Here is a 14,835-nt window from a genome sequence, read left to right as displayed (position 1 = left end):
AGACATAGCTGTTTATGCCCAAAACTCATCCTTGAGCACAGCAATATAAAGGGAACATCGGGAGTGAAACGGCACATTTCCTCAGTTACAATATTAAAAGCTCAACAATCAAGCAATCGAAATAAAGATAACCGTTATAGAGAAAATGCATGCACTATCCTGCCTCCACTGAGCTGAGCGAACTAGAGAGGCAGAATGTCCTGCGACTTAAGCGTCTTTCGATAAATAAACTTGCGCTTCATGCTGTCCCATATACTTCGCAAGTGTTGATAAAGGAACGCTTTTAATATCGACAACGATTAGCCCATCCAAGCAATCATGAAAGGCTGGATCGACGTTAAAACATACAAGTTTACCATTCATTTTAAGGTACTGACGTAATAGAACAGGTACACCTTTTCCTTGATCAAGTCGAGAGACCACTTTTGATAAAAGCGACACACTGGTCAAAGAAGACAACAAATTTGGCTGCCAAAATGCATTGCCACTTTTTCTCATAGGTGAAAGCGGTGATACCAAATTGGCTTTTTCTTGATCGTAATAATGAATAGACAGGGTTTCGGCAAGAAGCTGCCGAGAAATCAGACTATAATCATTACTGATACTCACCGGACCGAATAAATGAGTATAACTAGGGTTGAGAGACACAAAACGAGCAATCCCCTTCCATAACAGCAATAGAGAATTAAGGCTTTTTTGATAAGGGAGTGCGACCACAGAGCGCCCTATTTCTAAACTCTTATCAAGAGACTCAATAAAGGCTTGGTCATAATTAAACAGACTTCGTGAATAAAGACCATCTAATCCTTTTGTTTCAATCAATTTATCGACTTGACCCAAACGATAGGCCCCAACAATTTGTTTGTCGTGTTTATGCCATACGAACAACTGATGGTAGTAAGCATCATAATCATCAATATCACAAGACTGCCCACTGCCTTCACCCACCGCTCGAAAACATACCTCTCGGATTCGTCCAATCTCTTGCATTAAGTTCGGAATATTTTGAGTGTATGAGCAATACACCTCATAGTCACCTTGACTCAACAGCAAATCGGTATCAGGTAGCTGTGCGATTTCCTTTTCTAGTACCCCAGTATCTAATGCATCAATGATCGGAAGATCGTGAGCCTGCGTAGATGTTTTTGGTGCCTCTTTATGCTGAGACCCCATCAAATAGGTATTCAGCCGAAAATAGTTCACCATGTCTTTGTCATTTGCAAACTCATTGACTTCGGAAAATGCAATAGGACTACCAATGGAAATTGAAATACGGCTTAATTTTTTATTAAGCAGTTCACGCCCCAGCAAAGCCGTTCTTAACAATGGGTGAATACGTCCCGCTCCATAAAACAAAGCACTGTTTTTACCATTAATAAAAATCGGAACCGTGGTCGCTTTACTGTACTTGACAAACTTAGCAACCGAATTACGCCATTCGATGTCCAATAATTGCTTGGACCCTTTCGCATAAGAAGAAACTTCTCCTGCAGGAAAAATAATCAGCAGTCCTCCTTCGGCAAGATGCTTATTGGCATCAACAATAGCACGGCTGTTGGTTTTTTTCGCCTTAGCCCCTCCAAACACATTCACACCAATGAACAACTCTCGAATTTCAGGGAGTCGTTTGAGCATTTCATTTGCTAACACCTTGACATCAGGACGAATCGAACCAATCAACTCAGCCAAAATCACCCCTTCAATAGCACCAAGAGGGTGATTTGCCACAATTACAACTGGCCCTTCTTTTGGAATATTATCAATAGAGCCTAACGACACCTCATACTCAATATTGAGTGCCGACAAGGTATAACGCATAAACTCAAAACATGATAACCCTTGAGGCCGTTGCTGATAAAGACGATCTAACTTGGCTAATCCCGTAGCCCATTCAACTATGGATTCACCCACACCAAATGGTGTGATGTGAGGCAAACGAAAAGGACTGCAACTCATTTTTTTCCCTTATTCTGCATGAGCAATACTAAAAAAAACAATTTGGTCAGGTTACATCTAGCATAATAAAGACACAACCAAACAAAACGCCGCATTGCCCACTCATTATATTCTACAAATGTTTTGAGCAATTAAAAAAGTGCACACGCGGCACACTTTTTTCATATTCAGCAGTATTGAGTGAGAAAATGATCACTTGCGAGGCTTTAACGCTCCTTCTGAGAAAGTCACAAACTCTTCCGCACTTGTTGGGTGCACACCAACCGTCGCATCAAAATCTGCTTTAGTCGCGCCAGCTTTCAACGCCACCCCCAAGCCTTGAATGATTTCGCCTGAGTAATCCCCTACCATATGTACACCAATGACCTTATCGTCCGAATTACTGACCAGCAACTTCATCAAAGCCCGTTCAGTACTGCCGCTAAGCGTATGCTTCATCGGACGAAAGTCCGTTTGATAGACTCGAAAATCCAAGCCTCGGGATTCAGCATCTTGCTCCGTTAAACCAACCGTACCAATGGATGGCTGACTAAAAACAGCAGTAGGAATATTATCATAGTCAAAATCGATCTCTTTACCATCAAACCAGTAATCAATCAGTGCCATCGCTTCTTTGATCGCGACAGGTGTCAACTGAATATTATCGGTGACATCACCAAGAGCGAAAATATTTGGTACACTGGTAGTGAAGTTATGGTCAACCTTGATTGCTCCATTATTTGATGTTTCTAAGGCAACGTTCTCTAGCGCTAAACCACCCACATTTGGTACACGTCCAGTGGCGTATAATACCAACCCAAACTCTTCATGGCTGCCATCTTTAAAATGCACAACTCGGTGACTCGACTCATTCGCAGGATCCACTAATTCAATGCGCTCAACATCAGTATTTAAGCGCACATCAATACCTGATTTTCTATATTCTTCACAAGCAAAATCACGTACATCTTGATCAAACCCTCGAAGCAACTGTTCGCCACGATAAATTAACGTGGTGTCAACATTCAAGCCATTAAGAATGCCTGCAAATTCCACGGCAATGTAGCCGCCGCCAACAACCAGTGCTTTTTCAGGAAGTTCGTCTAGATAGAACATTTCATTAGAGCTCACCACCCACTGTTTTCCATCAAATTCAGGAATAAAGGGCTTTGCACCAACTGCTATAAGAATTTTCTCAGCCGTATAATGAACCCCATTCACAGACACTGTATGATCATCAACAAAAGAGGCAAAACCATTTATTATCTCAACACCTGCTTTATCAAGCATCATTTGATATATGCCGTTTAAACGCGCAATTTCATTGGTTTTGTTGTCTCTTAAAGTTGACCAGTCAAAGCGAACACCATCATACTTCCAACCATAACCAGCGGCCTGCTCCACACCATGACCAAATTCCGAGCCATAGACGAACAGTTTTTTAGGAACACAACCAATATTGACACAAGTACCACCTAGCGAACTCCCTTCCGCCACCGCCACTTTATAACCTTTTGATGCAGCGACACGGGATGCACGAACCCCACCAGAACCAGCCCCAATAACAAATAAATCATACTGATAAGACATTCAGAGTCTCCAAATCATTCACGATGTAACATAACAACAGTTTAACAGTCCTACTCTCTAAGAAGAAGCTAAGAAAAAGACACGTAGTCACCCCTTCCTTACTTCGGGCAAAATGACAAAAAAAGCTAAAGAGCCATATTTTGATGTGATCTCTAAATGCACTGAACAATGGCTATATTAAATATATGCATAACTATTTTTTGTATAATCTATGACACCACAAACCGTTCAGTATAAAAAACCGATAGAAATAGGCTTTATAACAATTTTAAACTACTATTAAGAGTTTACCTTGTCGAACGCGAGTGTCATAACCATCTCACCTTGAATGGAAAACTGACAATTTAGTATTTTATTGACCCCAGACTTTTCACTTAAAAAAGGCGACAAAGCAAAATATAAAATTTGCCCCTCACGATCAACTTTTACCAAGTTAGCTTCTTCAAAACCAAAGTATTCGCCAACAAAAGAATACAAGGCTTTAAATACACTCTCTTTTGCTGAAAAAATAACAGTCAAAGCGACCTCATTACTAAACCCTACTTCTCTCATTCGTTGCATTTCATGAAAAGTAGCAATAGAGTTCTCAATCTCACGAAACGTTTCGGTTGTTAATATCTTTTCAACATCAACCCCCAGATAAAACTGAGCACTTGGCAATTGAGCGATAACACAGACCACAAAATTTTGGCTATGTGTAATGGATCCCAGTACACCATTGGGCCAAATAGGACAACGGTTATGCCCTACTCCGACATTGACATCCTCTAAAGGTTTACTAACTCTTTTGCGTATCATCTTTTTAGCCAAATGACGACCCACTAAAAACTCCGCACGACGTGACACGACAGCGCTTTCTAACGATACAGGAAAATGAATGCCTAGCTTAAAGAAGAGAGAGTCACGGTAGAGCGAAGGGTTAAACTGGCAAGACGAGAGACCAATATGGCCTAAATCAAAATATTGCTCCTTGTAAATAAAGTCATCACCACAAGTATTTGACCGATCAGAGCAAATCGGTAGAAAACAATTTTCTGGCAATCTAAAATCCACTGGCTAATTCCTTGTATCAACCGTTACCACCGCAGACAGTCCACTATCTAGATGAACTGGTTTATTAAACACAATTCTAATAGGAACACGCTGCACTACTTTAGTAAAGTTGCCTGTGGCATTAGTAGCTTGCACAGCGCAAAAAAAGTCGATGTGGTCGCAGGACAATGTTCTCGAATGCTTAAGTTGCTCTCGCTGTAGACCAGCGAACTTTGGGCCAATAGACACTAAAAACGATCATAACCACTGTTAATGGCCAAGAAAAAAGGAAGACAAAGTCATTTGATAAACTTGATTGGGTTTTATAAATAAACACAATAACAGCCGCTTTTAAGGCGTAAATAAGTATCCAGACCAAAGAAATCTCTTGCCACACTCGGCTATATTTTGATGTTCCATAATAAGATAACTGAGTTAAATTAGGCATAGCATTTTCCGCCTGAGTTCGAATAACAGGACGACCTATCAATGAATAAAAACCAAATACTAAAACGACAGAGATAGCACTTCCAACTGATAGAAAAACGCCCTCTTGATTAATTCCAAAGAAAGAATAACCATTAAGATAAAGATAATGAATCATGCCGGAGACAAGAATAATTAAAATAATAGACAATGATCTAGGCCGTTTGCTAAAAAGCTCTAACAAACCTGAGTAACATGCAGTCAAAATAACGGCTATTCCTGCACCAAATTCCCAAAATACAACATTATAAATAAGAATCGGAATAATAATAGTCAGTCTTGCTTCTGATGACATTAAGTAAGCTATAATGTCAGACTGCTTTTTATCAGTCATTATTCATTTTCCTTTTTTAAATAGACCTGCGAAGAACCGTCTTGACGGATAAATTGCCAATAAACCTTAGGCTATTGAATCGATCGATAGAGCAAGGTCGAATCCAGCGAAGGGGAAGTTGAACTCACATAAAAAATCTTGTGCAATGAAAAATGGTTCGTCAACCGACCACGCATCTGGGTAGCCGTGACATCTGCTTATACTTGCTCAACCATCATCGCACTTAAAGCACTTCTTCCTTGCCTATCAATAACAATATTACTCATCTATCTGTTAAATACCTGACCAAAATTGCTCAGTCACGATTCTACTGAAAGCAGAACCGACTTCAGCTTTTCGGCTAATGAGCATATATAGGGTGGATTCATGATCGACAGCTGATCTCTTCACGCGGAAACCGTCGTTATTTCTTGCTCACTACAGGCTTGCCATCCGCCAGAAAGCATCCTTTATGCTTGTCCGATAAAGACGTTCTTATAAACGCCTAGCATTGCCATCAAAATAATTTAACAAACCAACCTATTCCACAGGCAAACTTCTTTATGACCATTCAACAACTCGGTATCATTAAATAAATTCGCCAAACAAGGAATCACCGTGAAATTTGTCTCATTTAATATCAATGGCTTACGAGCACGACCTCATCAGATACAAGCGCTGGTGGAAAAACACGCGCCAGATGTCATTGGCTTACAAGAAATCAAAGTAGACGATGCCGCCTTCCCCCATGATATCCCTAAGTCCGTTGGCTACCATGCTTATTACTATGGGCAAAAGTCTCACTACGGCGTGGCCATTTTCAGTAAACAACCCGCCTTAAATGTGGAATATGGGTTTCCAGGGGACGATGCAGACGCACAGCGTCGCATGATTATCGCCACTTTCGAAACCTCTGAAGGGCCAGTTAAAGTCCTCAATGGCTACTTCCCTCAAGGCGAAAACCGTGACCACGAAACCAAGTTTCCTGCCAAACGTAAGTTTTACGCGGATCTAATGGCTTATCTGGCCGCCCACTCCCCTGACGAAAAAATCATAGTGATGGGTGACATTAATATTTCCCCTACGGATTTAGACATTGGCATCGGCGATGCTAACGCCAAGCGTTGGTTAAAAACCGGAAAATGCAGCTTCTTACCAGAAGAAAGAGAATGGTTTAAAACATTAACCGACTGGGGCTTTGATGATACTTATCGCCAACTCAACCCAAATACAAACGATCGCTTTAGTTGGTTTGATTACCGCTCCAAAGGGTTTGATGATGAACCTAAGCGTGGTCTGCGTATTGATGTGATTTTATCATCAAAAGGACTCACGCCCTATTTAGCGGATTCCGACGTGGATTATGAGCTACGCGCCTTAGAAAAACCATCTGATCATGCTCCGATTTGGAGCACTTTTAACGTCAACTCATAGAAAAAAAATAGGGCGACTACTGGTCAAAAAACACACAAATCCAGTAAGGGCCGCCCTGTCTGGCAAGGATGCTTATTACCTCATTCTACCCCCAGATTTATCCACAGTCTTTGTGGATGCTTTTCATAAATTCGCAACACTCCAATAAATTAGCCTTCTACCCCCCAAAAAAAGCTTTGATTTTTTGGCAAAGCCAGAGAGGTTGTTCTAGAGTCACCATATGGCCACAGTGGCTTGCTATATACACCTCAACCCTTTTATTCTCCTGTGTTGATGTTTTGCATTCTTCTAAAGCGCGTCGGTTTTGTGGAGAAATCAACGAATCTTCTTCCCCTAAACAAAAGCATAAAGGCATACCCAAGGTCAGTAAGTTGAACAGAATATCAGGTCGCTCCAAGCTACTAGACAATTGTTGTATAAGCACCTTCTCTCCTAACGATGCATCCATCTCTTTGATCAACTCGATAAGGTACTCATGGTGCCTATTACGCTGTGCCAACATAGACATGGCTTTCTTAGGGGGAATCCCTTTATAACCATTCTTGGCCACCCAATTCAGCGCAAGCTTGCGTTGGGCCATTTCACTTTCTTGTAACCCCTGAGCCGTATTGGAAACAACCATCAACTTAGCCACTCGCTCAGGGTATTTAAGCGTAAACGCACTGGCAATATAGCCTCCCATGGAGAAGCCTAAGAGAAAAATCGGTGAGCTTGGCAAACTTGCCGCCAAGGAATCAACAATCGCCTCAATACTCTCTTCTTGCGGCAACGAGACATGCTTAAGGGTGATACCAACCAGTACCTTGTCAATAAATTGCCAGAGGCGTTCATCACACATCGTGCCAGGCAAACAATAGATCACTTTTTCTGAGGTATTAGTTAACGCCATTATTAAAAGTCTCTTATGGATGACAACATCATCTCTATGGAATTCATACCATTAAAAACTCATATTATTAAAAGTAGGAGGAAATACTCATAATACCTTACTTAGAGGGCAACGATGAGATTTCTTTGATAGATGACGACTTGGTAACAGGCTGCTCTTTGGCAGGATAGCGAACCCGCATAAAACTGGCAAAGCGAGGAATGCCGCGCTTGGTAAAACCATGGTATTGATAAGTAATCACATCGCCAATATGAGGTGGATTGGCACGATCTTCATCCGTAAACCCCGTCCCTATTTTAAATTGAGTACCAGAAGGCATTTCAACGATTAACGCTCCCAGCATGCCCTTGTACTTGCCTTGCCCTGGTGTCTTACCGATGACGGTTGCTTCATCGTCCATATAAGGCTTGAGCTTCAACAGGTTACCAGTGCGACCACTTTGAAACATCGCCGCTTTACGGTGTAACACTAACCCTTCAGCCCCTTTTTTCACATACTCGTCCAGTACATGACTTAATGTTTGGTTGTCTGGTACGGTAAATTGTTTGATGGCTTTAACAAAAGGAGCATGAATCGTCTCCACAATATGCGCGTAACGCTGACTGCGCTCAGCAAAATTGTGCTTATAATCTGGTGCATCAAACACCATGTAATAAATCTTACGCCACTGAGAATCGATGGGCTCATCTTTAGTGACAGCGGAGGCAACGAACTGAAAATCATGATGTTTGGACCACAGCTCTCCATCAAGCCAAACCCCTTTGGGCAATGCCTGAATAAACCAAGCAGGCGCATGAATCGGCTTTCCTTGACGACTCAATAACTCAGTGCCCGTCCAAATCCCACGAATTCCATCATACTTCTCACTCACCAGATAATCCGTAACAGGGTAAGCTCCCTTTTCATCACCGTAACGCTTTGCTAACTGCACATCCATTTGTGCGTTTGAGAAGGATGAAAACAACACTCCTACACTGACGACTACCCCTAGCAACACCTTGCTCAACATCGTTCACTCCTTTGAACTATTTAATATGACATGAAAAACATCACGCTAAACAAAATTATCTTACTTTGCAAACCAGCCTTATTCTTTGACCCAGACCCTGGCGTCACAACAAGGCAACAAAAAGCCCCTGCTCATCACGGAGCAAGGGCTTTAATTGGTGTATCGATTTTAATTTAGCTAATGCTCATAGGCTGCCAAAAATAAAACCTAAACCGAAGAATCTAAAGCGTAAATTCAATAGACTATTTACTTAATTGAACGATCAGTTTGTTCATGCGGCTAACAAACGTTGCAGGATCATCCAGCTGACCACCTTCAGACAAAGTGGCTTGCTCGAACAGCAACCACGCCATATCCGCAAAGCGATCTTCGTCTGTCTCGGCATCCATTTTCGCCACAATTGGGTGATCAGGGTTCACCTCAAGGCTAGGTTTGGACTCAGGCAATTTTTGACCTGCTTGCTCAAGCAAACGACGCATTTGCAGACCCATATCATACTCACCAACGACCAAGCAGGCCGGTGAATTAGTCAGACGGTCAGTGCTATTTACGGCAGTGACTTTTGACTCAAGAACCGCTTTCATGCGATCCAAAAGCGGCTTAATTTGCTCTGCTTTTTCTTCTTTCTCTTTCTTCTCTTCTTCGTTTTCAGAATCGGCTAAATCCAATTTACCTTTGGTAACATCTTGGAAATGCTTACCTTCAAACTCTTGCAGAGAAGACATCATCCATTCGTCGATACGGTCACTCAACAACAAGACCTCAAAGCCCTTCTTACGAAGAATCTCTAAGTGTGGGCTGTTTTTCGCTGTATTGTGGTTCTCGGCATAAATGTAGTAGATTTTATCTTGCCCCTCAGCCATGCGAGCAATGTAGTCGGCAAGAGAGACTGTCTGTTCTGGTGCATCGGTATGAGTCGTACTAAAGCGTAGTAGAGCAGCAATCTTATCTTTATTGCCCATATCATCTGCTGGGCCTTCTTTGATCACGTTACCAAACTCATCCCAGAATTTCTGGTAGGTTTCTGGCTCATTTTTCGCCATTTTACCCAGCATATCCAATACACGTTTTGTTAGAGCAGAACGCATGGAATCGACGGCATGGTCATTTTGCAAAATTTCACGAGATACGTTCAAAGACAAATCGTTTGAATCCACTACCCCTTTTACAAAACGCATGTAAGGAGGTAAGAACGCCTCTGCTTCATCCATAATAAAGACACGCTGAACATACAATTTCAGACCGCGCTGCATGTCGCGATTCCAGAGGTCGTAAGGCGCTTTAGAAGGAATGTACAACAGACTGGTGTATTCAAGCTTACCTTCTACCTTGTTATGCGACCATTTAAGAGGCTCTTGGTAGTCATGAGAAATATGCTTGTAAAACTCTTTGTATTCTTCGTCGGAAACATCGTTGCGCGAACGAGTCCAAAGGGCTTTCGCTGAGTTAACAGCTTCGAATTCCGGTGCTTTGTTTTCGTCAACTGGCTTAGGATTACCCTCTTCATCCATTTCTGGATAAACCACTTTTTCCATTTCAACAGGAATAGAAATATGGTCAGAGTATTTTGTTACTAAAGAGCGTAGGCGGTAGTTATCGGCAAACTCTTTCTCGTCGGCTTTAAGGTGCAAGGTGATGCGAGTACCGCGAGTCTCTTTTTCAATGTTTTCAACAGTAAACTCGCCAGTACCGTCTGATACCCAACGTACCGCTTCGTCTTTAGCTGCGCCAGCACGACGAGTTTCAACCGTTACCTTATCCGCAACGATAAAGGCAGAGTAGAAGCCCACACCGAATTGACCGATCAACTGACTGTCTTTCTTCTGATCACCGCTTAATTGCTCAAGAAACGCTGACGTGCCAGATTTGGCAATGGTACCCAAGTTGGCAATCGCCTCTTCGCGGGACATACCCACACCATTATCATCGATAATGACCGTATTGGCCTCTTTATCAAACTCAACACGAACGCGTAAATTGGGGTCTTCTGCAAGAAGGTCTGCATTAGCGACAGACTCAAAACGAAGCTTATCAACGGCGTCAGACGCGTTGGAAATCAGCTCACGTAGGAAAATCTCTTTGTTAGAATACAAAGAGTGGATCATCAAATGAAGTAACTGCTTTACTTCCGTTTGAAACCCTAACGTTTCTTTTTGAGTATCAGTTGCCATCTTTAAACTTGCTCCTATTTTAATGAACCTCTGGCAAGCCGCCAAAGGGGGATTTCGTTTCACTGGTGAAACATAAATAAAGCCTCTTGAAGTGATTTCAAGAGGCTTATCTTAAAAAAGCAGGAGAAAGTCTTTAAAAAGAGAGATTTAGAGCGAAAACAAGAGAAGCATCAGCAGGCGACTCTCAATGCTTACGTACTAACGTTAGGCCATCACCGATGGGAATCAACGACAAATCCACCGTATGATCGGCATGAATCGTCTTATTCAACGCCCGTACAATGTTGGTATCTTTATCAATAAAAGCGTCATCCGCCACATTGCCCCACCAAAGGGTGTTATCAATCAGCAAACACCCACCAGGGCGTAATAATTGCTTCGCCCGCTCATAGTAAGTAAGCAAGTTTTTCTTGTCCGCATCAATAAAGATAAAATCAAAACTGCCACTGTCTGTCTCAAGAAGCGACGTCATAACGGGTAAGGCTTTATCGCAGTAGGTCGTCACCCGATCCATCACCCCCGCCTCTTCAAGGTAGCGTGTCGCAATGTCTAACCACATCTGCTTTTTCTCAATAGCAATTAACGACGCGTCTTTAGACATCGCCATGGCCATAGACAAGGTGCTATAGCCAGTAAACACACCAATTTCGAGAATTTTCTTAGGAGACTGCAATTTAACCAACAATGCCAGCAACTGCCCGACTTCCGGAGACAACTGCATACGTGCCATATGATATTGCGCGGTTTCTCGGCGCAATGCCTTCAATAAATCATTCTCGCGAACCGAGACATCCACCAAATACTGATAAAGCCGATCGTCCATCTTGACCGTGCGATTTGTAGGACGGTCATCTTCTGGTAACGGTTTTGGGAAATTAGGAAGCATGAGATTTAATAACCAACCCTCGACTCAGCGTTTTAAACGTTTTTGAACGAAATTCACGGCGATACAACACCCCTACCACCAAAATACTGGCAACCATGCAAAAATACGGACCAATAAACCACGCACTAAAGGCCATCGCAAAATAATAAGCTCGCAAACCATAATTAAATTGATTGGCTGCCAGACTACAGACTTTCGCCATGTGCATCGCATACAACTCGCGCTCGCTTTCCTCTATCCCCCGCTCTGTGGCCAGAGGAGCACTCCCCACCAGTACGGAGCAAAAATTATACTGACGAACCGACCAAGTGAAGGTAAAAAAGGCGTAGGCAAAAATCAGCACGAGAATAATAATTTTTATCTCCCATTCCTGCCGACTACTAGGTGCCATCAAATAAATATCAGACAGCACTTCTAACGCTTCTTTAGAATACTTAAAACCAGCAAAGAGCCCCGCAATAATAATCAATGAACTCGAGGCAAAAAATAAACTACTGCGTTCAAGATTCGCGATCACAGAAGAATCAGCGATGCGATTATCCCGTCGCAACAAACGCGACATCCACGCCAGGCGAAATTGATGTAACACGCTCACTAAGCAGGACTTACGCTTCGAATTATACAAAGCATAAAATGCATAGCCCCACCAACAGGTGATAAAAACAAAAAAAGTCGCTAAATCTAGCGGATCCATCAGGGTCGAAACCGAACTGCTTTCCATCGAGTCACTCAGCTAAAACAAACAGATTTGAAGAGGCGGTATTAAAGCATTTTTCCTTACTAATGTCCTCGTTTGAGACTAGGAAAAAACCTTTCATCACCGCTAAAAATAGCCCCCAAAAGCCAATAAAAAAGCTTGCATCATAAACAAATATCGGTATGATTCTCGCCGTTATCACGACATGCGGATGTGGTGGAATTGGTAGACACGCTGGATTTAGGTTCCAGTGCTTCACGGCGTGAGAGTTCGAGTCTCTCCATCCGCACCATCTTTATACAACATGTGATAAATCAAATTCTAAGTACTGCGGATGTGGTGGAATTGGTAGACACGCTAGCTTCAGGTGCTAGTGGCCTTACGGTCGTGGGGGTTCAAGTCCCCCCATCCGCACCAAAAAACAAGTGTTATATCCCTCGAAAATTTTCAGGAATGCTTCTCATTTTCAGACAATAGATGCTCACGTCTTATCGCTTCCCCTGTGATGATGCATCGTGTGAGGCGAGGATGATGTTGCCAAGGCCTCTTATGGTGGATTTGTTTCACCACGCTCATTTCCCTATATTGCTTCTCGGCAACACCTATTACTATTTATCTTGCGTGGGCTCGCATTTCGATCGGTCTAAGGATCAAATAAGACACGCTAGCAAATACCAGCCCCATTTCGAAGCCTATGTCCATGCCGTAAGGAGGATTAAATAAACCTGCAATTGGTCCAACGAACAATAATTGTGCCGCCCCTAAGTATACGCCAAATAAGCCAATAGCCATGGATATAACAGCCGCCCAACCCACTGGCAGGTGGCGCGCCTCGTTCCAATCATCGAGGTTGTATTTACCACGGCGCATGACAAAATGCTCTAGAATCAGTATAACGGTCCAAGGACTCAGCCAGTAGGCCACCATCAGCAGAAAGTTTTCCAATGTAGAATTAAAATGCGCTGCCGCAACGATAGCTATGAGGATATAAATCACCGCACCGATAAAAGTCCACACCGCTCGGTTGACCTTATGAAATGCTTTTCCAAGCACCTGAATAGACAAGCCCAGGCTGTAGTCGTTAGGGATATTATTAGCAATAACCGACAAGGCCAAAAAAAGCATCAGTACATTTCCAAACCCACCCAGTGGATGCAGCGCTACCGCTAACAAAGCACCACCGCCCTCGCTGGCCGCTTTGCTGAACGCCCCTACTGTCGTCAAACCTAGACCCAGCGACTCCAGCAAGATACAGGGAATGGTCACACCAAAAAAGGTCAGCCAGAAGATTTTAGCGGCCGGTGTATGCTCAGGCTGATTCACACTGTAATCGGCCGCATAGGAGCTCCAACCCGTAGCGAAACCATAGATGGCACCACCGAAGGAAACCAGTGATGCAATGTGTGCCATGTTCCAAGCTGGTGTCGGCACAACGCTCATTTGACCATGGGTGCTCACCGCAACAATACAGAAGATAATCGCCATAGGAACCCAAGCATAACGCTCGTAACGATGCACATAACGGTAGCCGTACACACTTACGGCCGTCGTCAGCGCGGCAATCGCCAAAATCGATGCCCATACAGGTACCACACCACTACTCAAGTCAGTAATAATCTGCGAACCAACGATGACGTTTACCGCCGACCAGCCAATACAGGCAGCGACATTAAACAGCGCCATGATCTTGGCCCCATTCCAGCCAAAAGAAAACCGTGCGATGGTCATCTGACGCAGACCAAGGCGCGGCCCTAGAGTGGAGAAATACGCCACAGGCAGCACACCGAGTATATTGAACAGTACGATAATGGACAGGCTGTCCCAGAAACCAAGCTGAAAAATAGGAATAGCCAGAGCGCCAAGCGCTACGGTGGAGATAACCAGGTTGGCTGACAGCCACATGGTAAAATTATCAATAACACTAACGTGAGTACGTTCGTGGGGCATAACACGTTCAATACCACGAGCCTCAATTCCGCTATCCTGCAGAGGAGCCGTGGCAATAGATTGATCAGTGATGGACATAGGATATGTCTCCGTTTGTTGGAGTTGTTGTTACGGCACCTTGCCGCCCCCTTGAGGGTTCATCCTGAGATAATGTGCGTGCTTGAGTGGGTACTCCCGCTCCCATAATGCATTGATCGGCGAATCTTTCGTCCGAAGGGTTCCATATCGCAAAAACAGCAATTTTCATACCACCCACAGTATTCTAAGAGACGGCACCTAAAGCAAGAACACAAACAAGATAATGCACAAAAAAACAACATCCTAATACTGCGCGCACCAAGTTGGCGCCAAACCAGATCATCCTATAATGAGTGGGATCAATGAGTTAGAGAGGCAATAAGACAAATCAGTGTCAAACTCTTTTCTTAGATAAGATAGGCCAGCTT

General features: G+C 43.2%; 11 protein-coding genes and 2 tRNA genes. 3 read left to right on the top strand and 10 right to left on the bottom strand.

Features of this window, described 5'->3' with window-relative positions; genetic code table 11:
- Positions 1-207: 207 nt before the first annotated feature.
- The 4 genes from AC0VYI_RS12130 to AC0VYI_RS12115 all read right to left on the bottom strand — a co-directional run bounded on the left by AC0VYI_RS12130 (position 208) and on the right by AC0VYI_RS12115 (position 5,377).
- On the bottom strand, positions 208-1,956 hold the full coding sequence (locus tag AC0VYI_RS12130) for a lysophospholipid acyltransferase family protein (protein ID WP_199476469.1): 1,749 nt from the start codon (positions 1,954-1,956) through the stop codon (positions 208-210).
- 192 nt (positions 1,957-2,148) lie between these two features.
- Positions 2,149-3,525 (bottom strand): glutathione-disulfide reductase, encoded by a 1,377-nt coding sequence (gene gorA / locus AC0VYI_RS12125; RefSeq protein WP_475449611.1) that lies wholly within the window; start codon positions 3,523-3,525, stop codon positions 2,149-2,151.
- Positions 3,526-3,804: 279 nt separating this feature from the next.
- The gene (locus AC0VYI_RS12120; RefSeq protein ID WP_475449609.1) at positions 3,805-4,578 is read right to left on the bottom strand and encodes a 4'-phosphopantetheinyl transferase family protein; all 774 of its coding nucleotides are present in this window, start codon (positions 4,576-4,578) and stop codon (positions 3,805-3,807) included.
- 181 nt (positions 4,579-4,759) lie between these two features.
- Positions 4,760-5,377, bottom strand: a complete 618-nt coding sequence (locus AC0VYI_RS12115) for a hypothetical protein (protein WP_475449607.1) — start codon at positions 5,375-5,377, stop codon at positions 4,760-4,762.
- A 597-nt stretch (positions 5,378-5,974) separates the two neighbouring features.
- On the opposite strand from AC0VYI_RS12115, the gene xthA reads away from it, so the two are divergent.
- A complete protein-coding gene (xthA, locus tag AC0VYI_RS12110) occupies positions 5,975-6,790 on the top strand; it encodes an exodeoxyribonuclease III (protein ID WP_475449605.1) in 816 nt (271 codons plus the stop codon).
- A gap of 157 nt (positions 6,791-6,947) precedes the next feature.
- Here the strand turns inward: xthA and AC0VYI_RS12105 are convergent, their stop codons facing one another.
- From AC0VYI_RS12105 to AC0VYI_RS12085, 5 genes are all read right to left on the bottom strand, one after another.
- A complete protein-coding gene (locus AC0VYI_RS12105; RefSeq protein WP_475449603.1) occupies positions 6,948-7,679 on the bottom strand; it encodes an alpha/beta fold hydrolase in 732 nt (243 codons plus the stop codon).
- A 97-nt stretch (positions 7,680-7,776) separates the two neighbouring features.
- Positions 7,777-8,688 (bottom strand): DNA ligase, encoded by a 912-nt coding sequence (locus AC0VYI_RS12100; RefSeq protein ID WP_475449601.1) that lies wholly within the window; start codon positions 8,686-8,688, stop codon positions 7,777-7,779.
- 242 nt (positions 8,689-8,930) lie between these two features.
- Entirely contained in the window at positions 8,931-10,859 is a 1,929-nt protein-coding gene (gene htpG, locus AC0VYI_RS12095) for a molecular chaperone HtpG (RefSeq protein WP_475449599.1), read from the bottom strand.
- 184 nt (positions 10,860-11,043) lie between these two features.
- Entirely contained in the window at positions 11,044-11,745 is a 702-nt protein-coding gene (locus AC0VYI_RS12090) for an O-methyltransferase (RefSeq protein WP_475449597.1), read from the bottom strand.
- Positions 11,735-12,466: a DUF599 domain-containing protein gene (locus AC0VYI_RS12085; protein WP_199478198.1), complete on the bottom strand. Its 732-nt coding sequence runs from the start codon at positions 12,464-12,466 to the stop codon at positions 11,735-11,737. The genes AC0VYI_RS12090 and AC0VYI_RS12085 overlap by 11 nt, the downstream gene beginning before the upstream one ends.
- Before the next feature lie 183 nt (positions 12,467-12,649).
- On the opposite strand from AC0VYI_RS12085, the gene AC0VYI_RS12080 reads away from it, so the two are divergent.
- Positions 12,650-12,734, top strand: a tRNA-Leu gene (locus AC0VYI_RS12080).
- Positions 12,735-12,772: 38 nt separating this feature from the next.
- A tRNA-Leu gene (locus AC0VYI_RS12075) sits at positions 12,773-12,859 on the top strand.
- A 195-nt stretch (positions 12,860-13,054) separates the two neighbouring features.
- Here the strand turns inward: AC0VYI_RS12075 and AC0VYI_RS12070 are convergent.
- Positions 13,055-14,467: a purine-cytosine permease family protein gene (locus AC0VYI_RS12070; protein ID WP_199478171.1), complete on the bottom strand. Its 1,413-nt coding sequence runs from the start codon at positions 14,465-14,467 to the stop codon at positions 13,055-13,057.
- Positions 14,468-14,835: the final 368 nt, after the last annotated feature.

This window comes from Marinomonas sp. 63XJN7_9_ISO-PGPR-S23-217, from assembly GCF_056173515.1.
The sequence above is the reverse complement of the archived record's forward strand: the minus strand, read 5'-3'. Positions and strand labels throughout refer to the sequence as shown.